Below are 22,345 nucleotides of genomic sequence, written 5' to 3' on the forward strand. Positions count from 1 at the left end.
TCAGCGTCGGTTGGCGGTCAGGTCGTCGAAGGTTTTGTCGGTGCCATCAAGAATGGCGGATTGCCCGGTCAGGTTCTGCCAGCGGGTGATGGCGACATCGACATAGGCGGGGTTCAGCTCGATGCCGTAGCAGACCCGGCCGGTGGTCTCGGCGGCGATCAGCGTGGTGCCGGAACCCATGAAGGGTTCATACACGGCCTGTCCGGGGCTGGAATTGTTCAGGATCGGGCGGCGCATGCATTCGACCGGCTTCTGCGTGCCGTGCACCGTCTCGGCATCCTGATCGCGATTGGCGATCTGCCACAGCGTGGTCTGCTTGCGATCACCGGCCCAATGGCCTTTGCCGCGTTTCGTCACCGCATACCAGCAGGGTTCGTGCTGCCAGTGATAATCGCCCCGGCTGAGGACCAGCCGGTCCTTGGCCCAGATGATCTGCGAGCGGATATCGAACCCGGCGGCGATCAGGCTGTCGGCGACGGTGGTGGCATGCAGCGCGCCGTGCCAGACATAGGCGACATCGCCCGGAAACAGCGCCCAGGCCTGCGCCAGTCAGCCCGGTCGTCATTCAGGACTTTGCCGGTGCGTTTGGTCGCCGATGCGCCCGTGGCATTGCGCCAAGCCGGGTCGTAGTCCACCCCATAGGGCGGGTCGGTGACCATCAGCAGCGGGCGGACATCGCCCAGCAGCTCTGCAACCACATCGGCCGACGTGCTGTCGCCGCAGATCAGCCGGTGGGCCCCGAGCCGCCAGAGATCGCCCGGCACCGAGACGGGTTCGGCAGGCGGTTCCGGGACATCGCCTTCGCCCTCGGCGGCGCCGTCATCGCCGAGATCCGGATCCTGCAGCAGCGCCTCCAGCTCGTCTTCGGCAAATCCCAGCAGCGACAGGTCAAAGTCATCGGCGAGCAGGCCAGCCACCTCGTCGCGCAGCAGCGCTTCGTCCCAGTCGCCGAGTTCGGTCAGCTTGTTGTCGGCGATGCGGTAGGCCCGGCGTTCGGCCTCGTCGAGATGCCCGAGCCGGATCACCGGCACCTCATTCAGGCCCAGCTCCGTCGCCGCCAGCACGCGGCCATGGCCCGCGATCAGCTCGCCATCGTCGCCGACCATGCATGGCACGGTCCAGCCGAAGCGGGCCATGCTGGCGGCGATGCGCGCCACCTGATCGGGCCCGTGCATCTTCGCGTTCCGGGCATAGGGGCGCAGGCGCTCGATCGGCCAGAATTCGATCTGGCGCGGCGCAAAGGCGAGGTCCATGGGGCAGGGTCGTCCTGTGGTTTTAGGTGGCTTCGGGCCGGGTGGATCCCGCCTGGATTCCGCTGGCTTCCGCCGTGCTGGATCCCGGTCCTGGCTTCCGCGAAGTGGCTTCCGGTATCCACCTCGGAATCCAGCAGGAATCCACCCCGCGAAGGTTCTTAAGGCCTTGTTTTGTTGATCGAAACGGCGCTCGTGTGGCTCAGGTGGATTCCGCCTGGATTCCCCGGTGAAAACGCCTGACGCTGGAAAACTTCCGCGCTGCGCCCCCCCGAATACGGACAGCGCCGGGGAGGAACCATTGCACAGGGGTAGGGCTGGAGGATCTGACCGGAAGAGCGCCTGAGAAGGTCTGTTCTCCGGGCGCTCGTCTTCGATGCTTGGGTTATGAGTCAACCCGGGCACGAATGTCAAACTGTTTTGTTGCTGATCTGTTCGTGGCCCGTCGGGCGCGCCCACGGTTGCCGTTTCGGCATGGCATCGGTGACGTCGATGCTTCGCAGCATGCCGCCGTCGCGCAGACCCTGCCGCACCCAGTCCAGCGCCAGCCACCAGTGCTCGTAGTGCCGATGCGCGGCGGCGATCTGGTCGGGATGCGGTGACCAGGTGACCGGGCAGGCCCGCAGTTCCACCGTCCGCCATTTGCCGCGCGAGAGCACACGCGTTGTGCCGACCGGGATGGTGATCGAGCGTTCGCCATGCTGGTTGCGCTTCATCTCGACCGGCACGCAGCGCGGCACAGCGCCGGGCATCCAGTCGGGTGTCATCCCAGCCCGGGTCAGTTCCGCGATGCGGATCGCCATGCGAGTGCCGCCCAGCGACGTCGGTAGGCCCGCGACGCAGGCGGCGATGACCTCGGCATCCTCGTGGGCGGAGCTGTCCGGCTTGTAGCGGCCCCCGTCGATGCGACAGCCCAGCGCGGCCCGCTGCATCAGCACGTATTCGAGGCCGAAGCCCAGACCTTCGTCGCGTTCGGGGTCGGGAGGTTCCGGCAGCTCCAGCCGCGCCTTCTCGGTGCGAAAGGCCCATTCCAGCACCTGCTGGACGCCCAGCGCGCGGCGGGTGCTGGTGTTCCCGTTCGGGAAGCGAGAATAGATGCTCATGCCACGCCCCGCTCTCGCAGCCGTTCGGCCGTCACCAGCCCGCGCTCCAGCATGGCACTGCGGACGGTGTTCGAGATGGCGTTGGAGGGCAGGTAGCCATCCCCGTTCACCAGCCCGGCGTAGAAATCCACGATCTCGTCCATGCTGGCGCGTGGCGCGTCTGCAGGCTTGCCGCTGCGCTTGCGGCGCTTATCGCCCTCAGCGGGCTTCGTGGCCCCGGCGTTCCTTGCCGCCCGTTCCATGGCCCGGTCCAGCGCCCTCGGTCCGTCCGGCGGATTGGGGTGGGTGCTGCGGCTGTCCCGGGCGACCGCGACGATCCGGTCTTCTGTCAGGCCGAGATCGGTGATCCAGCGTCGAACGTGTTCTCTCGGTGGCCAGCCCTGCCACCAGCCCGGAAGGCCGGCATTGGTGTCGAAACCCAGCGCGTCGAGCAACTTGCCGAAAAACTCCTCAAATCGATCATCGCGCGCTCGCGCGTCCTCCTCCTCCTTTACTGGTTCCCTTAATGGTTCTCTTACAGGGTTAGTGTCCGGATTCCGGACACGGAAATCGCCATTTTCCGGACACGGCTTTGCCCGAAATCTGGACACGGCTCCGTGTCCAGTTTCCGGACACAGGTTCACTGCATTGGGCGACATCTGGCGTGTTTCGCCGTCAGGATCACCGCCCGAAAAACCCGGGAAATCGCCATGTCCGAATTCCGGAGACGGGTCCGAATTCGGATCGTCGAACCCGTCCTCGAACCCCAGAATGTAGCGGGTCGGCTGCTGGCGTTTTGTCACCGGATCGACGCTGGCGCAGCGACGGATCAGACCGGCCAGTTCCAGCTTGCGGAGATGGTCGTTCAGGGCCGAGCGGCTGATCTCGCAATCGGTTGCCAGCCGCGCCTGGGTCGGGAAGCAACCGAAATCGGGGTTGTGACGGTCGCAGAGATGCCAGAGCACGATCTTGGTGGCAGGCTTCAACCCGCGCTGCAGGATCGCCCAGTTGGTCGCAAAATGGCTCATGCGCAGGTCCTCCGGGACGTCGAGGCGTTGGCGCTGGCGCAGGCCCTCCGGCGCGGGTTCTGCGCCTGGACGCGGGTGGTGATGCCGTGATCCGCGAGCGCGTCTAGCGCGTCCTCGATCGAGCGGACCAGCGCCCAACCGAAGCCCTGGGCCTTCACCATGTCGCGAAAGGCCTTCTGCGCCGGGCTGAGACGGCCGGAGGGGCTTTTGACCTCCAGAAACAGCACCTGACCACCGGTCAGGACGATCAGATCGGCGAAGCCCGGAAAGACGCCCATGCCGGTCAGGATCGCTTGGCGCTGGCGGGCTGCCTTGCCGCCCGACCCGACCTCGTTCGCCGAGTGGTGGATGATGGCATCGCGGGGCAGGACGATCCGCAATGTGTGTACGATGGCGCGCTGGATATCGGCTTCAGGTGTGCGGCGGGTCATGCGGTACCGCCTTTCGGTTTGCGTTTAGACACGCAGATCAGAAGACCGGCCAGTGCCAACGCCTCGCGTCCTTCCCGAGGGTCAGGGCTATGCGCGGCGATGGCGCGACAGGCGAGGATAATCAGGCTGTCCGGGTGCTGGACGAAATCGGCGACAATGCCGCGCGCCTCGGCGAGGCGCTGGGCGGGCCAGTCCGCGGGGCAGTACGCATCGACGTCGCTGATGGCGCTGGTATCGGGGATCGGGGACATGACGTTCATTTCCGCCCCCGCGCCTTGCCGGGTTTCGTTTCGGTGACCCGCGGCATTTCCTGTGACTGCAGCCAGTCCTGAACCACGCTCATCCGGTAAAAAATCTTGCGACCGGCGCGGACGCAGGCCGGACCTTTCCGCCGACGCTCCCAACGCCCCAGCGTGTCGACCGTCAGGCCCAGTTCCTGTGCCAGGTCATAGCGGCTGATCCAGCCGCGCAGCAGGCGCGGCTCGATTACCGGTTCCGCACTCATGGGTTGTGTCATGCTCTTGTCTCCTTCTCGCATCGCCCGGACCGGGCCGCTGACGGGGAGAAGAACAATCACATCGAAAGCACCGGCGGGGAGGCGGAAGGTGGCGTAACCTCGCCGGAGGTTATGCCACCCCATGTTTTGCTGGGTTTGGCGTAACTCAGGGCGAAGGACAGTGATTCGGCGCCGGGTCTGAACGCCGTCGAAAGCCGTCGAAACCACAACCGGCAGAACCGGTTCTGCCGGTTGCCGCTAACAGTTTCTGCCGTTGCTGGCCCCGGAACATGTCAAGAACAAAGAGTTCGTTTTCCACAGCCAAATGTTCTTGCCAAATCGCGCTCCGGTGGTGAAGAAATCCGCCCAATCACGCCCGATGCGGTCGATCAACGCGGAGTTCCTCGTGACTCCGCGAATGGCGGAGCTGTGCCCGGGCGCGGGGTCAATGAGCCGGAAGCCAGCGGCCTGAACCACGGGCCGCCGGGCGCCGAAAGCAGGGAGAGCAGATATCATGACATTGCCGCAGCGCGCGTTTTTCACGGTTCAGGAGGTGACGATCCGCTGGGATTGCAGCCCCTACGATCTGGCTGGATGGGCGATTGCCGGCAAGCTCGACATCGTCACCGCGATTGAACCGATCGAACAGGGTGGCGAGGTGCTGGCAGGTCTGGTCGTCGTGCCGGTTGCCGATATCCTGAGCATGTTCCGGCGCTGGGAAAATGGACAGGCCTCTCGGAGCATCCGCCGTATCCGCATACCGGGGCAGGAAGGCTGGATTATGATCGCCGACCCGTCGGATCACATTCAGGTCGAACTGGCCGATCTCATGGTTCTGGCCGATGAGGTCTATCAGTTCGAACTGCTGAATGGCATGGCGAACCGCTGGACCGATCCTGGCGGTGCACCGTCACGATACGACTGGGAGGGGCTCTATGTCGCCCTGATCAGACGCGTTCATTTCCACGGCCTTCCGGCGACGCAGGCCGAATGGATCGCGGATGCGCAGGCGTGGTTTGCCGAAAAGTCCCGCAATGGCGAGGTGCCGGACGAAAGCACCATTCGGCGCAGGCTGGGGCCGATCTGGAAATCGCTGCAGGAGGATGCATAGAGCGGTGTGTGATCGTGATCCATTCATCACGCCGCCCAGCGCGGTCGCAGCAACGATCAGGCGCTCCTGCGCGCCTGTTCTTCGGCTTCATGCACCAGCACCGGCTTTGGCCGGAAGGCGCTGGCCACAGCATCGACACCCGCCCGCAGCGGCGAATCCATCAGATGGGCATAGCGCGCCGTCGTCTGGGTCTGGCTGTGACCCAGCAGCTTGCCGATCATTTCCAGCGAGGCACCGCCGCTGACCAGAAGCGAGGCAAAAGTGTGGCGCAGGTCGTGGATGCGGACATCTTCGATCCCGACCTGCTTCTGGATCTGGTGCCAGAAGCGGCGGATTTCCTTGACCGGCTGGCCCGGCACATCGCCCGGAAAAAGGAACGGGCAGCCGCGCGGCACTAGCAGCTGGCGCTGGCGGACGATGGCAGCCGCTTCGTCCGAGATCGGCAGCCTGTGGATCTTCCGCTGCTTGGTCATGCTGGCGGGCTTCGACCAGCTGAGATGTTCGAGGTTGAAATGCTCGAACCTTGCCTGCCGGACCTCGCCCACCCGCGCCCCGGTCAGCATGCAGAGCCGGATGATATCCGCCGCACGGCGATCCTCGGCCGCGTCCAGCGCCGATGCCAGTTTCCGGATCTCCTCCTGCGACAGAAACCGCTCGCGCGGATTCTCGATGCGGCGGCGGAAGCCCGAAGCCGGATTATCCTCGCGCCAGCCCCAGCTCTGCGCATAGGTGAACATCTTGCGCAGCACCTCGCCGACACGATTGGCACGCACCGGCGTCGGCTTCGCCCCCTGCAGCTTTCGGGCACGATTGTTCGGCTTGGCCTTGTGCGGGCGGGCGCGCCCCTCCGCGATTCGGTTCAGGAGCTTTTCCACGTCATAGGGCGTGATCTCGGTGACGAGCCTGTTGTTCCACTCTGGCCCCACCAGCTTGGTCAGCATCGACCGCTGATCCGAGGCATTGGTCTTCGCCAGATTCGGGAGATGCACCTCGGAATAATGCTCGATGAGATCCCTGAAGCGCGGCGCGTCCCGCCCGTCTTCCTTCGCGCCCAGCGGATCGCCCCCGGCATCGATGTCGCGGCGCAATTCCTTCGCCCGTTCCCGCGCTGCCGCCGTCGACCATTCCGGCCATCGCCCCAGCGTCATCCGCCGCTGCCGCCCGGCATGTCGGTAATCCAGCGTGAAGGCCCGGTTTCCGGAACGGTAGATGCAGATGGCAAATCCCCGCACCTCACTGTCGAAGATCTGATAGTCCCGGCCCGGTTCCGGTGCCGCCTCGCGCACCGATTTCTCGTTCAACCTCAATCGCTTCACCATGCCCAGTGCCTCCGACTTGCATCCCACATGAGGCTCAGCCTCGCGCGCATGGCAAGTCATACATCGCCGGTCAGACCGGCGGGGAGGCGGAAGGTGGCAGAACCTCGGGGGAGGGCTGCCGGTCAATGGCTCTGAAGGGAGAAACCTACACCCTCTGTTGATTAAACCGTGAATTGCAACGAGAGCCTGTCCTGCGTATTGTCAAGCTAGTTTCATCGGTTCCAACTCAACCACATGATGTGCCGCGCGATATATTCTCTGCTTGTTGTCCTGCTCGTGTTCGCGGGCGTGACGCAGCATGGGCAAAGTGCTGGCACAGCCGGACTGTCGGCCGATCACGTTGTCGCTTCGATCAGCCATCCCGGTGACAAAGGCGGGCATGAGCACGGCTCTCCGGGGGAAACCTCTCGGCACGATATGACCGATGCCTGTGCGATTGTATGTGTCGGCACATCTACGCCCTGGCTTGCTGCCGCGCAACTTGCGCCTGTTGAGACAGAGCATTCGCTGAAATGGCACTCTATATCGGAGACACGTGAGGGCCTTCTGGTCGGCCCCGGATACCGCCCTCCGAAATCCATCTGAACACTTGCTTGCCGCACCTTTCAAGGTGCCGAACATGGTTCGCCCTACGGGGTCTGATGGATTATTCATATGACTTGCACACTGAATCGCCGCGGCTTTCTGACCGCATCCGCTGCCATGGCCGCAGCTTTTGCCATCCCGCGCGCAGGCTTTGCTCAGCCAGCCGCGCTGGCATTGCAGGCAACGACGCGCACGCTTGACATCGATGGCCGCGCCGCCACGGTTTTCGGGCTGATCAACGGCAACGGAACACCCGGGCTTATTCTGGATCCGGGCCAGCGTTTCCTGCTGGACCTGACCAATGATCTGACCGAGCCGACGATCATTCATTGGCATGGACAGATCCCGCCGAACGCGCAGGACGGCGTTCCCGATATGCCGATGCCGCTGCTGAAGCCAGGAGAGACGCGTGCCTATGATTTTGAGGCCGCAGCAGGCACGCACTGGATGCACAGCCATGTGCCCATTCAGGAGATGCAGTTGCTGGCCGCACCCCTGATCGTCCGCCGCCCTGAGGATCTGCGAGTTGATCGGCAAGAGGTCACCATGTTCCTGCATGATTTTTCCTTCCGCCCGCCGGAAGAGGTGCTGGACGAAATCCGCTCGGGAAAGGGGCATGACGAGGCCGCCGAAGCCGAAATGTCGCAACCAGCCGGTCATGACATGGGGAGCGGTATGGCCATGAATGGGATGTCGGAAATGAGCGGCATGTCCATGCCCGGCATGACCGGGATGCAGATGGACCTGAACGACTTCGATTTCGATGCCTATCTGGTGAATGACCGCACCTTGAGCGACCCGGAAGTTGTGCGGGTAGAAAAGGGTGGCCGGGTCCTGCTGCAGATCATCAATGCGGCTGCTGCCACGGTGTTCTGGATCGACAGCGGTGAGGTTCCGGGGCGGCTTGTGGCGGTGGATGGCCAGCCGGTGCAGCCTTTGCCGGGGACGCGCTTCGGTCTTGCCATGGGGCAGCGCCTGGATATCGAAATTGACCTGCCCGCAGGCGGCGGCGCGTGGCCAATCCTTGCGCTGCGCGAGGGGGCGCATGAACGAACCGGCCTGATCCTTGCGACCGCTGGCGCCATCGTGCCGGTCATTCTCGGAATGGCCGACGATGCGGCACCTGCATTCGATATTGACCTTGCGCAGGAAGCCGCCTTGCGGGCCGTTGCTCCGCTGACGGAACGAGTTGCCGATGCATCACCCATGGTGATGCTGGGTGGGCAGATGCAGCCCTATCGCTGGACCATCAATGACCGCGTGTTCGAGGAACGCGTGCCCGTCGGGGCTAAGTCGGGTCAGCGGGTCGAGATCATGTTCCACAACATGTCGATGATGGGTCATCCCATGCATCTGCATGGCCATCATTTCCAGGTCGTCGCGATCAATGGCAGACGGTTTTCCGGTGCATTGCGCGACACGGTATATGTGCCGCCCATGTCGATGGTCACGGTGGCGCTGGATGCGGGCGAGGCGGCGGAATGGATGCTGCATTGTCACCACATGCCGCATCTTGCCAGCGGCATGATGACGACGTTCGCGGTCTCGGCGTGAAGGGAGTGACATGATGTTTCAGCGACGCATGATCCTGACCCTGGCCCTTACCGCACCGGCGATGGCCATCGCACCGCGCCTATCTTGGGCTGGTCATTCGCTTCCACCCGAATTCCGCAGGCAGCTTGAGCACGACGCGAATGCACCGATCTTCGGTAATCCAGACGGCGACGCATCTCTGATCGAGTTCTTCGACTATAACTGCCAATTCTGCCGAGCGATGATGCCGGTGGTGGATGCCGTGTTAGGAGCCGATTCCGGCTTGCGGATGGTGATGCGGGAATGGCCGGTCTTCGGCGAGGGTTCGGTTTTCGCGGCCCGCGCGGCGCTGGCGTCGCGCAAGCAGGACCGCTACGCCGACTTTCATCGCGCCCTGATGAGTCAGAAACCCCGGGCCGAAAGGGCCAGCGTCCTGCGTGTTGCGCGATCCATGGGTTTAGACACGCAGCAATTGCAGCGCGATATGAACGGCCCGGAGATTGCTCAGCATATCCAGCAGTCCAATACGCTGGCCGAGGCGATGGGGCTTGTCGGCACGCCCACCTTCATCGCCGGATCGGATTCACGCTTTGGCGCCATTTCTTCATCCGAATTGGCCGAACTGGTCGCGGCCTCGCGCCGGAACTGACAAATTTCAAGAAAGGACAATGCTATGGATCATTCTGATCGACACAAGAGCCACGGAAGCATGAGCGGCGGAAGCTATGGCCGTTTCGCGGCGATGATCGCTACCTCGACGATGATCATGTTCGGGCTGATGTATCTGAACACCTGGGCGATGGATCATGTCTTTTTCAGCCAGACCCGGATGTGGATGGCGCTGTATATGGGCGGCGCCATGGCTCTGATCATGTTGGCCTTCATGCTGGGGATGTACCGCAATCCGCGTGCCAATTTGATCGTCGCGGGCCTTTCAATTCTGGCATTTGCCCTCGGCCTGTTTCTGGTTCGCAGTCAGGCAACGGTCGACGACACCGCCTGGATGAAGGCGATGATTCCGCATCACTCGATTGCGATCCTGACATCCACCCGTGCCGATATCTCGGATCCTCGTGTGCGGGCGCTGGCGGACAGCATCATCGAGGCCCAGACGCTGGAAATCGCCGAGATGAAGGCGCTGATCGCCGATCTGGAAGGCGGACCTGCGGCGACGCCAGAGGTAGATGGGCGCTGAACTCGCTGCATTTACCACATTCTCTCAAGTTAGAAATAAATGAGGAGCAATCACATGCTGACACGCAGACATTTCATTCGGACGACAACCGCCCTGTTCTCGGCTGCCGCTGCCAATCCGTTAATGGCATCGACCTGGCCCGACGCGACGCAGAAGGCCGCCTGGGATGCCGAGGTGGAAGCCGGTGGCCCCAATCCCTGGGGTCTGCATCCGCGCTTCCTGCCGCAGCGGATCGTCGCGAATGATGGTCTGGTGCCGGGCGATATTCATGTCGATGCCGTGGCAAGATACCTTTACCACATCGAAGAGGGTGGCACGGCGATGCGCTACGGCGTCGCTATCGGCCGGGGCGATCTGTATGAGCCGGGCACCTATACGATCAAGCGCAAGGTCGAATGGCCGCACTGGACCCCGACACGGAACATGATCAAGCGCGAGCCCGAGATCTATGCGCAATTTGAGGGTGGCGTCGAGCCCGGCCCCCAGAACGCGCTGGGTTCGCGCGCGCTTTACCTCTACCTCGGCGACCGCGATACCTATCTGCGCATTCACGGTACGCCGTTTCCGACCTCGATCGGCAGCCGCGCCAGTTCCGGCTGCGTCCGCATGGTCATGGCCCATATCAACGGGCTCTACCCGCGGGTCCAGATCGGTTCGACCGCCTATCTCTATTCACCGGAAGGCAGCGTGACGGCGATAAGCTAGTCTGCTGCCCTCCGGCGATCCTGATGGGTCAGACCGGTTTTGCGTTGCAGATTTGGTTGCCATTCGCGGCCCGCAGCGGCACCAGCGTCGTTTCGACCGGACCTGCGTGGTAGTACCAATAGCAGTCATCCGCCGGGTCGAGGCGCGCCGTGGTCAGGTCCTGGTTAGGGCCGGCAATGGCGACGACCTCGTTCGGGATCGGATAGGGCGAGGCTTCCTCGGCGGCGATATCGGGCCTCTGGGCCGCGCATCCGGCAAGGACAAGCAGCGTCAGGGCGATTGCGGCGGTTCTTATCTGCATTGGGAAACTCCTAGGCTATGGTGGTGACGCGCCGGGAGGTCATGGCGCGCTGTCCTTGGTGATGCGGCTCTGGATCGCGCGCTCGCGTTCCGGCCAGGTGGATTTGATATAGGCCAGAACGGCGGTAATCTCGGCATCGCTCATGACATCAGTAAAGCCGGGCATGTCGCTTTCATAGCCATCGCCGACCACGGCGGCGGTGCCGTCGCGGATGATGCGTTCCAGAAGCGCGTCGGCATGATGCCATGTGTGGCCGGTCTCGTCATGCGGTGGCGCCGGATAGCGGCCATTTGCGAGCGGGGTCTGCCAGTCCGGCTGGCCCTCCAGATCGGCGCCGTGGCATGTGGCGCAGTTTTCGGCGTAGAGCCGCTGGCCGAGCGCGATGACGGCCTGATCCTGCGTGGATGGTTCAGTGGCCCCGCTGCCGCGCCATAGTATCAGGATCGCAGCGGCCAGACCGGCCGCTGCGACGAGGATGAGTGCGTTGCGCGTCATCTGCTACCCGTCCAGCGGAAAGGCGCGCCCATCGCCGGCAATGCCGCCCCAGGCGATGACCTCGGCGGTGGCCTCGACCCCGCCGCCCATTCCCGGCGATCCGGCGGGCATCCCCGGCACGGCGATTCCGGTAATATCGGGGCGCTGTTCCAGAAGCTGCCTGATGGCCGCGAAGGGCACATGGCCCTCGACGATATAGCCGCCAATCCGGGTCGTGTGGCAGGACCACAGGTTTTCGGGCACAGCGGCGTCACGCTTCATGCCGACATAATCGCTGGTTTCGGTCGTCTCGACCTCGAACCCCGCCTCGATGGCCAGATCGGCCCAGGCGCCGCAGCAGCCGCAGCCGGGGTCCTTGGTGATGCTCAGCAGGTTCGGCTTTTCGTCCGAGCCGGTGGCGGCAAAGGCAAGGGTAGAGGTTGTCGACAGCATCGCCGCGACCGCCAGGATCGCCCCGCGACGCGAGAAATTGGGATTGCTCATATCTGATGTCCTTCAGGATATTGCGCGCCGTAGGGGCATTCGCCCCTCTCGTGGCGCAATTGATCAGCTTGCAGGCCCATCGGGCCAGGCGGCGTCAGAGAGCAACGGGTCGCGGAGGGGGCAGCGGCAAACGCGGCCTGGCGGATTTCATATCCTGCAACGCGGGAATGTGCCGGATGCGGCGTGGCAAACGGGCCGCGTTCGGCGTGACTTCGGCATGGCCGATGGCGGCACAGGCTGTGCAGTCGCCATGCTGAGAGTCCGGCTGTGGGGTACAGCATTCATGCGCGGCCGGCGGCACGGATGTTTCGGCTATCGAGGCCGTCTGCGACGCTTCCGCCGTTGCGGCGCCGGTCAGGGCCAGCGGCATCGTCACCGCCAGCATGACAGCAAGCAGGGCCGACAGCAGGAACCGCATCAGTCGCGCACCTTGTCCATCAATTCAACCACCTCACGGAACATCACCCTCTGCCGGTCCTGATCGCCAGATTGGATCGCGTCTTCCATGCAGCTTCGCGCATGATCCTCGATCAACAGGCGCTCGACCCCGCGCAGGGCCGAGCGGATGGCGGCGGTCTGGTTCAGGATATCGACGCAATAGCGCCCGTCCTCGACCATGCGCGACACGCCCTGCACCTGACCGTTCAGGCGGGAAAGCCGCTTCAGGATCGCGTCTCGGTTCTGCTTGTCATGCGCCAAGGAGGGCTCCGAACTTCAACATCTGCAGCTTGTGCTATACCCTCAAGGGGTATAGAGCAAGTCTGATATACCCCCTATAGGTATCTGCCGGGAGAGAGTCATGGACCACAAGCACGATCATTCGCATAGGCAGCACGATCACGGGACACACGGTGGCGCACCGGCACAGGCTGATCCCGGTAAGGCCATCGACCCGGTTTGCGGCATGCAGGTGACGATCAAGCCCGAGGCACGCCAGCGCGACTATGAGGGACAGATCTTCTATTTCTGCTCGGACGGTTGCCAGTCGAAGTTCGACGGCGATCCGTGGTTCTACGCCTCGGGCGCGGCGGTCAAGGTCGAAAAATCCGCCCCGGCAGGCACGCAGTGGACCTGCCCGATGCATCCCGAGATCGTCCGCGACGAACCTGGCGCCTGCCCGATCTGCGGCATGGCCTTGGAGCCGATGATTCCCTCGGACGAGCCCAGCCATGAACTGACCGATTTTACCCGGCGGCTCTGGGTCAGCGTGGCCGCCGCCGTGCCGCTGTTGATCCTGACCATGGGCGAGATGGTGGGCATTCCGGTCCGCGACTGGATCGGGCACCGCACCGCCGCTTGGCTGGAATTCCTGCTGGCTACGCCCATCGTGCTGTGGGCGGCGCGGCCCTTCTTTCAGCGCGGGCTGGATTCCTTCAAAAACCGCTCGCCGAACATGTGGACGCTGATCTCGCTGGGGGTCGGCGCGGCCTATCTCTATTCGCTGTTTGCGACCTTCCTGCCGGGCATCTTTCCCGAAGAATACCGGATGGGCGGCATGGTCGGCACCTATTACGAGGCTGCCGTGGTCATCGTTGCCCTGGTCTTTGTCGGACAGGTTCTGGAACTCAGGGCGCGGGAACGCACCGGCGATGCGATCCGGGCGCTGATGGATCTGGCACCCAAGACGGCGCGGCGCATCCTGCCCGATGGCAGCGAATATGACGCGCCGCTGGAAAACATCGTGGCCGGGGATCTCTTGCGCGTGCGTCCCGGAGACAGCGTGCCGGTGGATGGCGAGGTGGTCGAGGGGCGGTCGTCCTTAGACGAAAGCATGATCACGGGCGAGCCGGTGCCGGTCGAGAAGGTGCAGGGCGATCGCGTGACCGGCGGCACGATCAACAAGAACGGGACGCTGGCGATCCGCGCCACAGATGTCGGCGCCGATACGGTTCTGTCGCAGATCGTCCAGATGGTGGCCGGGGCGCGGCGGTCCAAGGCGCCGATTCAGGGGCTGGCTGATCGGGTCTCGGCAATCTTCGTGCCGGCGGTGGTGGTGATCGCCATCGCGGCCTTTGTCGTCTGGCTGATCTTCGGTCCCAGCCCGTCCTATGTCTTTGCCGTCGCATCTGCGGTCTCGGTGCTGATCATTGCCTGTCCCTGTGCGCTTGGGCTGGCGACGCCGATTTCCATCACCACGGCAGCGGGACGCGGCGCGCAGGCCGGCGTGCTGGTCAAGAATGCCGAGGCGCTGGAACTGATGGCCGATGTCGATACGCTGATCGTCGACAAGACCGGCACGCTGACCGAAGGCAAGCCTGCACTGACCGATGTGACCAGCTTCGGCGATGTGCCCGAGGATGAGTTGCTGGCCGCCGCCGCCGCGCTGGAACGCGCCTCCGAACACCCGCTGGCCGAGGCAATCGTCGAGGGTGCCAAGGCGCGTGGGCTGAGCCTTGGCAATGGCGAGGAGTTCGAGGCCGTAACCGGCAAGGGGGTGATTGGCAAGGTCGATGGACGCGATGTGGCGCTTGGCAATAACGCGCTGATGACGTCGCTTGGCATCGACTGCGACACGGGCGAGGAGACCGCCGACCGCCTGCGCGGCGAGGGCAAGACGGCGATGTTCGTGGCGCTGGATGGCAGGCTGGCGGGGCTTGTCGCCGTTGCCGACCCGATCAAGCCAACGGCCGAGGCGGCGATACGTGACCTGCATGATCTGGGAATCAAGGTGATCATGGCAACCGGCGACAATGAACGCACGGCGCTGGCCGTGGCCAGCCGGTTGGGCATCGACGAGGTCCGCGCCGGGATGCTGCCCGAGGGTAAGAAGGACCTGATCGACGGGCTGCGCGGCAAGGGGGACAAGGTCGCCATGGCGGGCGACGGGGTGAATGATGCGCCAGCCCTTGCGGCGGCGGATGTGGGCATCGCAATGGGCACCGGCGCCGATGTGGCGGTCGAAAGCGCCGGGCTGACCCTGCTGGGCGGCGATCTGACCGGCATCGTCCGCGCCCGCAAGCTTGCCGTGGCCACCATGCGCAATATCCGCCAGAACCTGTTCTTCGCCTTCATCTACAACGCCGCCGGCATCCCGGTGGCGGCGGGGCTGCTCTATCCGATCTTTGGCCTTCTTCTGTCGCCGATGATCGCGGCGGCGGCCATGTCGCTGTCCTCGGTGTCCGTCATCGCCAACGCGCTACGGCTGAAACGGGTCGATCTGTGACACAGCAGGCCATGTAACATTGCAAAGACAGCATTGCGAAGATCTGAAACTCCCACCATCAGTGGCGCCTATGCTCGACATAGTTGCAATACTTGGCCTTTGACCAAGGTTTCCCCCTCCCCGTTGAGTTCATGTGTCGCGCTCGATTTGGGCGGCGCCGATTGCATTGAAGCCGTTCCCGCCTCACTTGAGGGGACTTGATCCCGGTACTGGCCGCCATCCCGTTCGCCTGCCGCTGTGGCTGGAGGAGTTGATGAAGTTCACCCTGCTGACCCGCGACCGGGCTGACTATCCTGTTGATCGCTTCTCCGAGCGCAAGGAAAGCGCGGAGGCCCTGACGCGGCGGGTCAATCTCTCGGCCTCGACCTAGTGCACACTGCGACCGGTGGACGCAGAAGTCCGCAGGGGTGAGCCTGCGCGAATGGATGGAGTGGCCCGATCAGGCTGCGTCATAAAAACTTCACTGGACAGCATTGTTAATTCCTGTATTCCGGAATTATGGAAAAAAACAGCGCCGCCCATGCATTCGCCACCCTCGGTCACCCTGACCGCCTCGCCGTCTTCAGGCTGCTGATGCGCTTTGCCCCGCGTGGCGTGCGCCCGACCGAGATTGCCGAGGCGCTAGGTCTGAAGGCCAATACGCTGTCGCACCATCTCTCGGACCTTGCGTCGGCAGGGCTCGCGAGTGTCGAACGGCGAGGGCGGTCACTCTTCTACTCCGCGAACCGCCAACTCACCGAGGCGCTGATCGACTATCTCGCGCTAGACGTAGGCCGCGCCCGACCTGACCTCATTTCTCCCTCCCTGTCGGCTCAGAAGGATCCCGCCATGGACGATACCGACTTCGACGTGCTCTTCATCTGTTCAGGAAATTCCGCCCGCTCGATCTTTGCCGAGGCCCTGTTGCGCGATCTTGGCAAAGGGAAGTTTCAGGCCTTTTCGGCCGGCACCCGCCCCAATACTGCGCTGAATCCCTTCGCGCTGGAGGTGCTTGAGCGAAATGGCCATGACACCTCAAGCTTGCGATCCAAGCATGTGTCCGAGTTCCAGCAGCCTGACTCCATCGTCATGGATTTCGTCTTTACAGTTTGCGACACATCCGCCGCCGAGGAATGCCCGCCATGGCCCGGCCAGCCGATTACCGGCCATTGGGGCCTGCCGGACCCGGTAAAAGCCATGGGTACCGACGCCGAAAAGGCACTGGTATTCGCCCAGACCTATGGTGCGCTGCGTCGCAGGATCGAAACGTTCATTTCCTTGCCCTTCGCAACCCTTAACCGGCTATCGCTGCAAAACCGCGTCGACGACATAGACACCGAAGCCCTCAAGGAAGACTGAGATCATGCCCCGTATCGCCCTCAACGGCCTTGGCCGGATCGGCAAACTTGTCTTGCGCGACCTTATCGATACAGGCGCAGGTGGCGACATCGTCCTGCTGAACGATCCTGTCGGCGACGCCGAACAGCACGCGTTGCTGATGGAGTTCGACTCGGTCCATGGTCGCTGGCGCACGCCGGTTGCCGCCGCCGAGGGTGCGCTGGAGTTGAACGGAAAACGCATCAGGCTGACCCATGAGAAGACCATCGAGGCTTTGCTGCTGGCAGAGCTTGGTGTCGATCTGGTGATCGATTGCACAGGCGTCTTCAAGACAGCGGCCAAGGTCGCGCCTTATTATGCCGCCGGGGTGAAGAAGGTCGTCGTCTCTGCCCCGGTCAAGGACGGCGGGGCGCTGAACCTTGTCTACGGTGTCAACCATGATCTTTACGACGGATCGCAGAACCTTGTGACGGCGGCCTCCTGCACGACGAACTGCCTCGCGCCGGTAGTCAAGGTGATCCACGAGAACCTTGGGATCAGGCATGGCTCGATCACCACGATCCACGACGTGACCAACACCCAGACCATCGTCGACCGCCCTGCCAAGGACATGCGCCGCGCGCGGTCCGCCCTGATGAACCTGATCCCGACAACCACAGGTTCGGCCACCGCGATCACGCTGATCTATCCCGAACTGAAAGGCCGCCTGAACGGCCATGCCGTGCGCGTGCCGCTGCTGAACGCGTCACTGACCGACTGCGTGTTCGAGGTTGAGCGCGAAACAACCGCCGAAGAGGTCAACGCCCTGTTCAAAACCGCCGCCGAAGGGCCGCTGAAGGGCATTCTGGGGTTCGAGACGCGGCCGCTGGTGTCCTGCGATTTCACCAATGATCCTCGCTCGTCAATCATCGACGGGCCGTCGACCATGGTGATCAATGACACGCAGGTGAAAATCTACGCCTGGTATGACAACGAATGGGGCTATTCCTGCCGACTGGCCGATATCGCCCGCATGGTTGCGGGAGCGATGTGAGCGACGTGACTGCCTCTGCGAACCCCTTGCGCGCCTATGCGGCGGTGACGGCGGCCTATTGGGCCTTCATGCTGTCGGATGGCGCGCTGCGGATGCTGGTCCTGTTGCATTTCAACGCGCTTGGCTTTTCGCCCGTGCAACTGGCCTGGCTTTTCCTACTTTATGAGGTCGCGGGCATCGTGACCAACCTTGCCGCAGGCTGGCTGGCGGCGCGGTTCGGCTTGGCGGCGACGCTTTACGGCGGGCTGTCGCTGCAGATCGGGGCGCTGGTCGCCCTGGCGCAGCTTGACCCGGCCTGGTCGGTTGCGGCCTCGGTCGCCTTCGTCATGGCGGTGCAGGGCGTCTCGGGCGTGGCCAAGGATCTGGCCAAGATGTCGTCGAAATCTGCGGTGAAACTGCTGGCCCCGACCGAGGACGGGGGGCTGTTCCGCTGGGTCGCGGCTCTGACCGGATCGAAGAATGCCGTCAAGGGTTTCGGCTTCTTCCTGGGTGCGGCGCTGTTTGGCCTTGCAGGGTTCGACGCCGCCGTCTGGGGCATGGCGGCGGTACTGGCGGTGATCTTGCTCGCGGTCGTGCTGTTTCTGCCTGCGGGTCTGCCCGGGCGGATGAAATCCGACGAAAGCTGGTCCGGCTGGCGGTCGAAGGACATCCGCGTCAACCGCCTGTCGCTGGCGCGCATGTTCCTGTTCGGGGCGCGCGATGTGTGGTTCGTCGTGGGCATCCCGGTCTATTTCCAGGCGGTGCTGTCGGACGGGACCGCCGAGGGACGGCGCGAGGCCTTTTTCCTTGTCGGCGGCTTCATGGCGCTCTGGATCATCGCCTATGGCGTTGTGCAGGGTTTCGCACCGCGCCTGTTGGGGGGCAAAGGACAACCCGAGGCTGAGACGGTCAACAAGGCGGTCTTCTGGTCCGGTCTCCTCGTGCCGGTGCCGTTCGTGCTGGCCCTTGCCGCGTTGGTCGCGGGTGGACCCGCCCCTTGGCTTACAATTCTTCTGGTCGTGGGGCTTCTGGTCTTCGGCTTTATCTTCGCGGTGAATTCCTCCGTACATTCCTACCTGATCCTCGCCTTCGGATCGGCCGAGCGGATCACACGCGACGTGGGGTTCTATTATATGGCCAACGCTGCGGGCCGCTTGATCGGGACTTTACTCTCGGGCGTCAGTTTTCAGCTTGGTGGGCTGCCGCTCTGCCTTGCGACCGCCGGGGTAATGGCGCTTGCCAGTTGGCTTGCCGCGCGTCGCCTCAGGCTCGTTTGATTGCTTGGAGCGCGCGCGTGGCCAGCGCGCCGATCCCGGCGGTCACATATAGCGCCCCGAGCCCCCAGACCGAAAGCGCCGTCCCGAAGATCAGCGGGGCGGCGGCCTGCAACAGTCGAGCCGGGGTCTTGAGCCAGCCGAGTCTCTGCCCGCACTCTGAGGCGTCGAACAGCGCCAACCAGCCCGAAAGCCGAGCGCGGCATAACAGTCGCGCCGTTTCGCCCACGAGAACAGCCAGACCGGCCGACCGGCCGCTTGCGCCGCCATGGCATTGCCGGAAAAAAAAGCATGAGATAGGCGGAAAGCAGGGTCAGCGCCGCCCAACCGAAAGCGGAAATCACGGCGTCACGCCTCGCGCTCGGGATCGAAGCGCAACAGGCGCAAAGCGTTCAGCGTGACCAGAACCGTCGCCCCGGTATCGGCCATGATGGCGATCCACAGACCGGTAATCCCCAGAACCGAGGTCACAAGAAACACCGCCTTCAGCCCAAGCGCGATGGTGATGTTCTGGCGGATATTTCCCATGGCCGTGTGGGCAAGGCGGATCAGTGCGGGGATGTCGGTCACCCGGTCGCGCAGGATCGCGGCATCGGCCGTCTCCAGTGCCACATCGGTGCCCGATCCCATCGCGACACCGATGCTGGCCTGCTTCAGGGCCGGAGCGTCGTTGATGCCGTCTCCGATCATCATCACGCCGCCTTGCCCGCCCATTTCACGGATCGCGGTTAGCTTGTCTTCGGGCATCATGTCGGCCCGAAACTCCATGCCCAGCCCGCCAGCGATTGCGGCCGCCGTGCGCGGATTGTCCCCGGTCAGGATCACCGAAGTCACGCCCATCGCGGTCAATTGGCGAACCGCATCGGCCGCATCCTGTCTTGGCTCATCGCGCATGGCGATCAGGCCGAGCGGGGTCTTTTCGCGGAAGACGGCGACGGCGGTCTTGCCATCTTCCTCTAAGGCCGTGGCCAGTTGCAGGTCAGACGGGTCGATCCCGCCATTTTCCAGCGCATAGCGCGGCGAGCTGACCCATGCCGAGGCGTCACCCACCGTTGCGACCACGCCTTTGCCCATCAGTGCTTTCGCATCGCGTGACGGCAGCGCTTCGATGCCTGCCTGGTCGGCCTTGGTCAGGATGGCGACGGCCAGCGGATGGCTTGATCCGGTTTCGACCCCCGCCGCCACGGCCAGCAGCTCGGCCTCGGTCGTCGCGCCGAAGGTGACAACATCCGTCACCACCGGGCGCCCATGGGTCAGGGTGCCGGTCTTGTCGAAGGCGACGCGGGACACATTGGCCGCCGCCTCGATCACCGCACCGCCCTTCATCAGCATCCCGCGCCGGGCGCCCGTGGACAGCGCAGAAGCGATCGAGGCCGGCACCGAGATGACCAGAGCGCAGGGGCAGCCGATCAGCAGCAGCGCCAGTCCGCGATAGATCCAGGTGTCCCAGGGTTGACCGAAGGCCAGCGGCGGCAGCAGAACCACCAGAGCCGCGACGGTGACGATGGCGGGCATATACCAGCGGCTGAAGCGGTCGATGAAGCGTTCGGTCGGCGCGCGCGCGACCTCGGCCTCTTCCACCAGCCGGATGATGCGGGCGATGGTGTTATCCTCGGCGGCCTTGGTGACGGTCACGCGCAGCGCGGCCTCGGTATTGATCGAGCCGGCGAAGACCGGATCGCCCGGACCCTTGGTGACGGGAACGCTTTCGCCGGTCACCGGGCTGTCATCCACGCCCGAAGTGCCCTCGGCGATCTCGCCATCTGCCGGGATGCGGTCGCCCGGACGGACAAGCACCATCTGCCCGACGGCAAGGCTTGATGCCGGTACTTCCTGCGCTGTACCATTCACCAGCAGAAGCGCAGTCTTGGGCACCAGATTGGCCAGTGCCCGGATGCCATCGCGCGCCTTGCCGGCGGCCACACCCTCCAGCACCTCGCCGACCGCGAACAGGAACACGACCAACGCCGCCTCTTCCGCAGCATCAATGAACAGCGCGCCAATGGCCGCGACCGTCATCAGGCTTTCGATGGTGAAGGGCTGGCCCAGACGCAGGGCCGCAAAGGCGCGTTTCGCAATCGGGGCCACGCCGATCAGGCAGGCCGCGACAAAAGCCCATTTGCCGATCTGCGGCGCCAGCAATTCGATGATCCAGGCAGAGCCCAGCAGGATCGCCGTGAAGATCACCAGCTTGCCCTTGCTGGTCTGATACCATCGCTTGCCGCGGTCGGCGGGGTCGTCATGCACATGGCCTGGGCTGCCATGACCGCTGTCGTCCCGCGCCACTGCGGTGGTGCCACTGCGGTCATGGCTATGGTCGGCATGATTCTGATCATGACCATCTGCCGACGAATCGCTCATGACGGGCATGACGAAGTCCTTCTTCGTCCCTGCCGCACGCGGCGTGATTCCATAGCCAAGCGATTTCACCACCTTTTCGACTCTGTCGCGGCCGGTCTGCGTTTCGTCCAGCGTTAGTCGCAGCCGTTCCGACATGATGCCGATTTCAACGCCGCTGACGCCTGGCAGACGTGTCACGGCATCCTTGATCTTGGCCGCGCAGGATCCGCAATCCATGCCGGAAACAGTCCAGTCGCAGGCCGTTCCGCTGTTGGGATCTGTCGTTGTCATGTCACTATCCTCGCCCCGGATCGGGGAATTGCCTTCATTGATTCGCGAACCTAAGTCTCTAGCAACTAGAGCTTCAAGAGGAATCTGATGCTGACGATTGGAAAACTGGGGGCGTCAACAGGCGTGAAGGTGCCGACGATCCGTTATTACGAGCAGATCGGCCTTTTGCCCGAGGCCGAACGCAGTGCCGGAAACCAGCGGCTCTACAGCCAAAAGGCGCTGGAACTGCTGGCTTTCATCCGGCACGCGCGCGATCTGGGTTTCACGCTCGAGGCGATCCGTGACCTCCTCAGCCTGTCAGACCAGCCCGGCCAGCCCTGCGCGGCGGCCGATGCAATCGTTGTCGCGCAATTGGCCGAGGTTGAAAGTCGTCTTGCGCGGCTGGGCGCGCTCAAGGTCGAACTGCAGCGGATTCTGACGCAATGCGCGGGCGGTAAAATAGCGGACTGCCGCGTCATCGAAGCATTGGGCGACCATTCGCTTTGCGCGACCGATCATCGTTACCCTGACCTCGGGGCGACAACCTGATCTCAGCCAGATCGATTGGCATATCGGCGGTGAGCCGAACGAAATTCTGTCAAGTCAAACGTGCACTTTCGTCGCTGCGTTCGTGCGGGACCACGTTTTGCGTGATCATCTAGCGAAATGGATGGTACTGAAAATTGCTCACCTCAACGCCACCTCAACCCTTGGCTGCAGTTTTCGCGCAGCTTGTGCTGTCTAAAGCCGCTCAATGCGGTCGAACGCCGGAATGGAAATCGCAAGAAATCAAACGGTTGTCTTGTAAGTTGCTGAAATCGTTTGATTTCCAATTTTCAGCCCGGATCGGCTCATAACCTGAAGGTCGTAGGTTCAAATCCTACCCCCGCAACCAAAATTAGCAAATATATCAAATAGATGAATTGGTGGTAGCATTATACCATCGACAAATCGC

22 protein-coding genes and 2 pseudogenes are annotated in these 22,345 nt (G+C 63.5%); 11 read left to right on the forward strand and 13 right to left on the reverse strand.

Annotated features, from left to right (window positions below):
• The 6 genes and pseudogenes from H4P12_RS17210 to H4P12_RS17235 all read right to left on the reverse strand — a co-directional run bounded on the left by H4P12_RS17210 (position 1) and on the right by H4P12_RS17235 (position 4,308).
• A pseudogene (locus H4P12_RS17210) lies at positions 1-1,253 on the reverse strand (site-specific DNA-methyltransferase).
• A 407-nt stretch (positions 1,254-1,660) separates the two neighbouring features.
• The gene (locus tag H4P12_RS17215) at positions 1,661-2,353 is read right to left on the reverse strand and encodes a hypothetical protein (RefSeq protein WP_187794881.1); all 693 of its coding nucleotides are present in this window, start codon (positions 2,351-2,353) and stop codon (positions 1,661-1,663) included.
• Positions 2,350-3,360, reverse strand: a complete 1,011-nt coding sequence (locus tag H4P12_RS17220) for a helix-turn-helix domain-containing protein (protein WP_187794882.1) — start codon at positions 3,358-3,360, stop codon at positions 2,350-2,352. Before H4P12_RS17220 ends, H4P12_RS17215 begins: the two co-directional genes overlap by 4 nt.
• On the reverse strand, positions 3,357-3,791 hold the full coding sequence (locus H4P12_RS17225) for a VRR-NUC domain-containing protein (RefSeq protein WP_187794883.1): 435 nt from the start codon (positions 3,789-3,791) through the stop codon (positions 3,357-3,359). Before H4P12_RS17225 ends, H4P12_RS17220 begins: the two co-directional genes overlap by 4 nt.
• Complete coding sequence (locus tag H4P12_RS17230; RefSeq protein ID WP_223115875.1) at positions 3,788-4,051, reverse strand: hypothetical protein; 264 nt, start codon at positions 4,049-4,051, stop codon at positions 3,788-3,790. Before H4P12_RS17230 ends, H4P12_RS17225 begins: the two co-directional genes overlap by 4 nt.
• Positions 4,048-4,308: a helix-turn-helix transcriptional regulator gene (locus tag H4P12_RS17235; RefSeq protein ID WP_147101045.1), complete on the reverse strand. Its 261-nt coding sequence runs from the start codon at positions 4,306-4,308 to the stop codon at positions 4,048-4,050. The genes H4P12_RS17230 and H4P12_RS17235 overlap by 4 nt, the downstream gene beginning before the upstream one ends.
• A gap of 493 nt (positions 4,309-4,801) precedes the next feature.
• Here H4P12_RS17235 and H4P12_RS17240 point away from each other — a divergent pair, with 493 nt between their 5' ends.
• On the forward strand, positions 4,802-5,398 hold the full coding sequence (locus H4P12_RS17240; protein WP_187794884.1) for a hypothetical protein: 597 nt from the start codon (positions 4,802-4,804) through the stop codon (positions 5,396-5,398).
• A 56-nt stretch (positions 5,399-5,454) separates the two neighbouring features.
• On the opposite strand, the gene H4P12_RS17245 is transcribed toward H4P12_RS17240, so the two are convergent.
• On the reverse strand, positions 5,455-6,717 hold the full coding sequence (locus tag H4P12_RS17245; protein ID WP_147101066.1) for a tyrosine-type recombinase/integrase: 1,263 nt from the start codon (positions 6,715-6,717) through the stop codon (positions 5,455-5,457).
• Positions 6,718-7,371: 654 nt separating this feature from the next.
• On the opposite strand from H4P12_RS17245, the gene H4P12_RS17250 reads away from it, so the two are divergent.
• The 4 genes from H4P12_RS17250 to H4P12_RS17265 are packed head-to-tail and all read left to right on the forward strand — an operon-like array spanning position 7,372 to position 10,735.
• Positions 7,372-8,856, forward strand: coding sequence for a multicopper oxidase family protein (locus H4P12_RS17250; RefSeq protein ID WP_080621546.1), 1,485 nt, complete (start codon positions 7,372-7,374; stop codon positions 8,854-8,856).
• Between the two features lie 13 nt (positions 8,857-8,869).
• On the forward strand, positions 8,870-9,484 hold the full coding sequence (locus H4P12_RS17255; RefSeq protein ID WP_036702664.1) for a DsbA family protein: 615 nt from the start codon (positions 8,870-8,872) through the stop codon (positions 9,482-9,484).
• Positions 9,485-9,544: 60 nt separating this feature from the next.
• A complete protein-coding gene (locus H4P12_RS17260; RefSeq protein WP_036702642.1) occupies positions 9,545-10,030 on the forward strand; it encodes a DUF305 domain-containing protein in 486 nt (161 codons plus the stop codon).
• 54 nt (positions 10,031-10,084) lie between these two features.
• Positions 10,085-10,735 (forward strand): L,D-transpeptidase, encoded by a 651-nt coding sequence (locus H4P12_RS17265; RefSeq protein WP_036702644.1) that lies wholly within the window; start codon positions 10,085-10,087, stop codon positions 10,733-10,735.
• A 28-nt stretch (positions 10,736-10,763) separates the two neighbouring features.
• Here H4P12_RS17265 and H4P12_RS17270 read toward each other — a convergent pair whose 3' ends face one another.
• The 5 genes from H4P12_RS17270 to H4P12_RS17290 form a co-directional block, all read right to left on the reverse strand.
• Positions 10,764-11,036 carry a hypothetical protein gene (locus H4P12_RS17270; protein WP_036721734.1) on the reverse strand — a complete coding sequence of 91 codons (273 nt, stop codon included), beginning with the start codon at positions 11,034-11,036 and terminating at the stop codon, positions 10,764-10,766.
• A gap of 39 nt (positions 11,037-11,075) precedes the next feature.
• On the reverse strand, positions 11,076-11,531 hold the full coding sequence (locus H4P12_RS17275) for a c-type cytochrome (protein WP_080621548.1): 456 nt from the start codon (positions 11,529-11,531) through the stop codon (positions 11,076-11,078).
• 3 nt (positions 11,532-11,534) lie between these two features.
• Positions 11,535-12,014: a DUF411 domain-containing protein gene (locus tag H4P12_RS17280; protein ID WP_080621549.1), complete on the reverse strand. Its 480-nt coding sequence runs from the start codon at positions 12,012-12,014 to the stop codon at positions 11,535-11,537.
• Positions 12,015-12,108: 94 nt separating this feature from the next.
• A complete protein-coding gene (locus H4P12_RS17285) occupies positions 12,109-12,432 on the reverse strand; it encodes a hypothetical protein (RefSeq protein ID WP_136650133.1) in 324 nt (107 codons plus the stop codon).
• Entirely contained in the window at positions 12,432-12,713 is a 282-nt protein-coding gene (locus H4P12_RS17290; protein ID WP_036702648.1) for a metal-sensitive transcriptional regulator, read from the reverse strand. The genes H4P12_RS17285 and H4P12_RS17290 overlap by 1 nt, the downstream gene beginning before the upstream one ends.
• A 100-nt stretch (positions 12,714-12,813) precedes the next feature.
• Between H4P12_RS17290 and H4P12_RS17295 the strand changes: the two genes are divergently transcribed.
• From H4P12_RS17295 to arsJ, 5 genes and pseudogenes are all read left to right on the forward strand, one after another.
• A complete protein-coding gene (locus tag H4P12_RS17295; RefSeq protein ID WP_223115876.1) occupies positions 12,814-15,177 on the forward strand; it encodes a heavy metal translocating P-type ATPase in 2,364 nt (787 codons plus the stop codon).
• Between the two features lie 241 nt (positions 15,178-15,418).
• A pseudogene (locus H4P12_RS17300) lies at positions 15,419-15,547 on the forward strand (arsenical resistance protein ArsH); the annotation flags it as partial.
• A gap of 128 nt (positions 15,548-15,675) precedes the next feature.
• Positions 15,676-16,515, forward strand: coding sequence for a metalloregulator ArsR/SmtB family transcription factor (locus tag H4P12_RS17305; RefSeq protein WP_036702652.1), 840 nt, complete (start codon positions 15,676-15,678; stop codon positions 16,513-16,515).
• Positions 16,516-16,519: 4 nt separating this feature from the next.
• Positions 16,520-17,527 (forward strand): ArsJ-associated glyceraldehyde-3-phosphate dehydrogenase, encoded by a 1,008-nt coding sequence (locus H4P12_RS17310; protein WP_036702653.1) that lies wholly within the window; start codon positions 16,520-16,522, stop codon positions 17,525-17,527.
• Positions 17,524-18,783 (forward strand): organoarsenical effux MFS transporter ArsJ, encoded by a 1,260-nt coding sequence (arsJ, locus tag H4P12_RS17315; protein WP_343069853.1) that lies wholly within the window; start codon positions 17,524-17,526, stop codon positions 18,781-18,783. Before H4P12_RS17310 ends, arsJ begins: the two co-directional genes overlap by 4 nt.
• A 345-nt stretch (positions 18,784-19,128) precedes the next feature.
• Here the strand turns inward: arsJ and H4P12_RS17320 are convergent, their stop codons facing one another.
• The gene (locus H4P12_RS17320; RefSeq protein WP_187794886.1) at positions 19,129-21,411 is read right to left on the reverse strand and encodes a heavy metal translocating P-type ATPase; all 2,283 of its coding nucleotides are present in this window, start codon (positions 21,409-21,411) and stop codon (positions 19,129-19,131) included.
• An 87-nt stretch (positions 21,412-21,498) separates the two neighbouring features.
• Between H4P12_RS17320 and H4P12_RS17325 the strand changes: the two genes are divergently transcribed.
• Positions 21,499-21,939, forward strand: coding sequence for a MerR family transcriptional regulator (locus H4P12_RS17325; protein WP_036702658.1), 441 nt, complete (start codon positions 21,499-21,501; stop codon positions 21,937-21,939).
• Positions 21,940-22,345: the final 406 nt, after the last annotated feature.

It is taken from the genome of Paracoccus amoyensis, from assembly GCF_014490725.1.
Taxonomy (GTDB): Bacteria; Pseudomonadota; Alphaproteobacteria; order Rhodobacterales; family Rhodobacteraceae; genus Paracoccus; species Paracoccus amoyensis.

Excerpts from the sequence above, each read along its gene's own strand:
- H4P12_RS17255 (WP_036702664.1), top strand. The coding sequence starts at position 8,870 with ATGTTTCAGCGACGCATGATCCTGACCCTGGCCCTTACCGCACCGGCG.
- H4P12_RS17305 (WP_036702652.1), top strand. The coding sequence starts at position 15,676 with ATGGAAAAAAACAGCGCCGCCCATGCATTCGCCACCCTCGGTCACCCT.
- H4P12_RS17260 (WP_036702642.1), top strand. The coding sequence starts at position 9,545 with ATGAGCGGCGGAAGCTATGGCCGTTTCGCGGCGATGATCGCTACCTCG.
- H4P12_RS17280 (WP_080621549.1), bottom strand. The coding sequence starts at position 12,014 with ATGAGCAATCCCAATTTCTCGCGTCGCGGGGCGATCCTGGCGGTCGCG.
- H4P12_RS17215 (WP_187794881.1), bottom strand. The coding sequence starts at position 2,353 with ATGAGCATCTATTCTCGCTTCCCGAACGGGAACACCAGCACCCGCCGC.
- H4P12_RS17325 (WP_036702658.1), top strand. The coding sequence starts at position 21,499 with ATGCTGACGATTGGAAAACTGGGGGCGTCAACAGGCGTGAAGGTGCCG.
- H4P12_RS17295 (WP_223115876.1), top strand. The coding sequence starts at position 12,814 with ATGGACCACAAGCACGATCATTCGCATAGGCAGCACGATCACGGGACA.
- H4P12_RS17275 (WP_080621548.1), bottom strand. The coding sequence starts at position 11,531 with ATGACGCGCAACGCACTCATCCTCGTCGCAGCGGCCGGTCTGGCCGCT.
- H4P12_RS17225 (WP_187794883.1), bottom strand. The coding sequence starts at position 3,791 with ATGACCCGCCGCACACCTGAAGCCGATATCCAGCGCGCCATCGTACAC.
- H4P12_RS17250 (WP_080621546.1), top strand. The coding sequence starts at position 7,372 with ATGACTTGCACACTGAATCGCCGCGGCTTTCTGACCGCATCCGCTGCC.
- H4P12_RS17240 (WP_187794884.1), top strand. The coding sequence starts at position 4,802 with ATGACATTGCCGCAGCGCGCGTTTTTCACGGTTCAGGAGGTGACGATC.
- H4P12_RS17285 (WP_136650133.1), bottom strand. The coding sequence starts at position 12,432 with ATGCGGTTCCTGCTGTCGGCCCTGCTTGCTGTCATGCTGGCGGTGACG.
- H4P12_RS17265 (WP_036702644.1), top strand. The coding sequence starts at position 10,085 with ATGCTGACACGCAGACATTTCATTCGGACGACAACCGCCCTGTTCTCG.
- H4P12_RS17270 (WP_036721734.1), bottom strand. The coding sequence starts at position 11,036 with ATGCAGATAAGAACCGCCGCAATCGCCCTGACGCTGCTTGTCCTTGCC.
- H4P12_RS17320 (WP_187794886.1), bottom strand. The coding sequence starts at position 21,411 with ATGACAACGACAGATCCCAACAGCGGAACGGCCTGCGACTGGACTGTT.
- H4P12_RS17235 (WP_147101045.1), bottom strand. The coding sequence starts at position 4,308 with ATGACACAACCCATGAGTGCGGAACCGGTAATCGAGCCGCGCCTGCTG.
- H4P12_RS17245 (WP_147101066.1), bottom strand. The coding sequence starts at position 6,717 with ATGGTGAAGCGATTGAGGTTGAACGAGAAATCGGTGCGCGAGGCGGCA.
- H4P12_RS17230 (WP_223115875.1), bottom strand. The coding sequence starts at position 4,051 with ATGAACGTCATGTCCCCGATCCCCGATACCAGCGCCATCAGCGACGTC.
- H4P12_RS17220 (WP_187794882.1), bottom strand. The coding sequence starts at position 3,360 with ATGAGCCATTTTGCGACCAACTGGGCGATCCTGCAGCGCGGGTTGAAG.
- H4P12_RS17310 (WP_036702653.1), top strand. The coding sequence starts at position 16,520 with ATGCCCCGTATCGCCCTCAACGGCCTTGGCCGGATCGGCAAACTTGTC.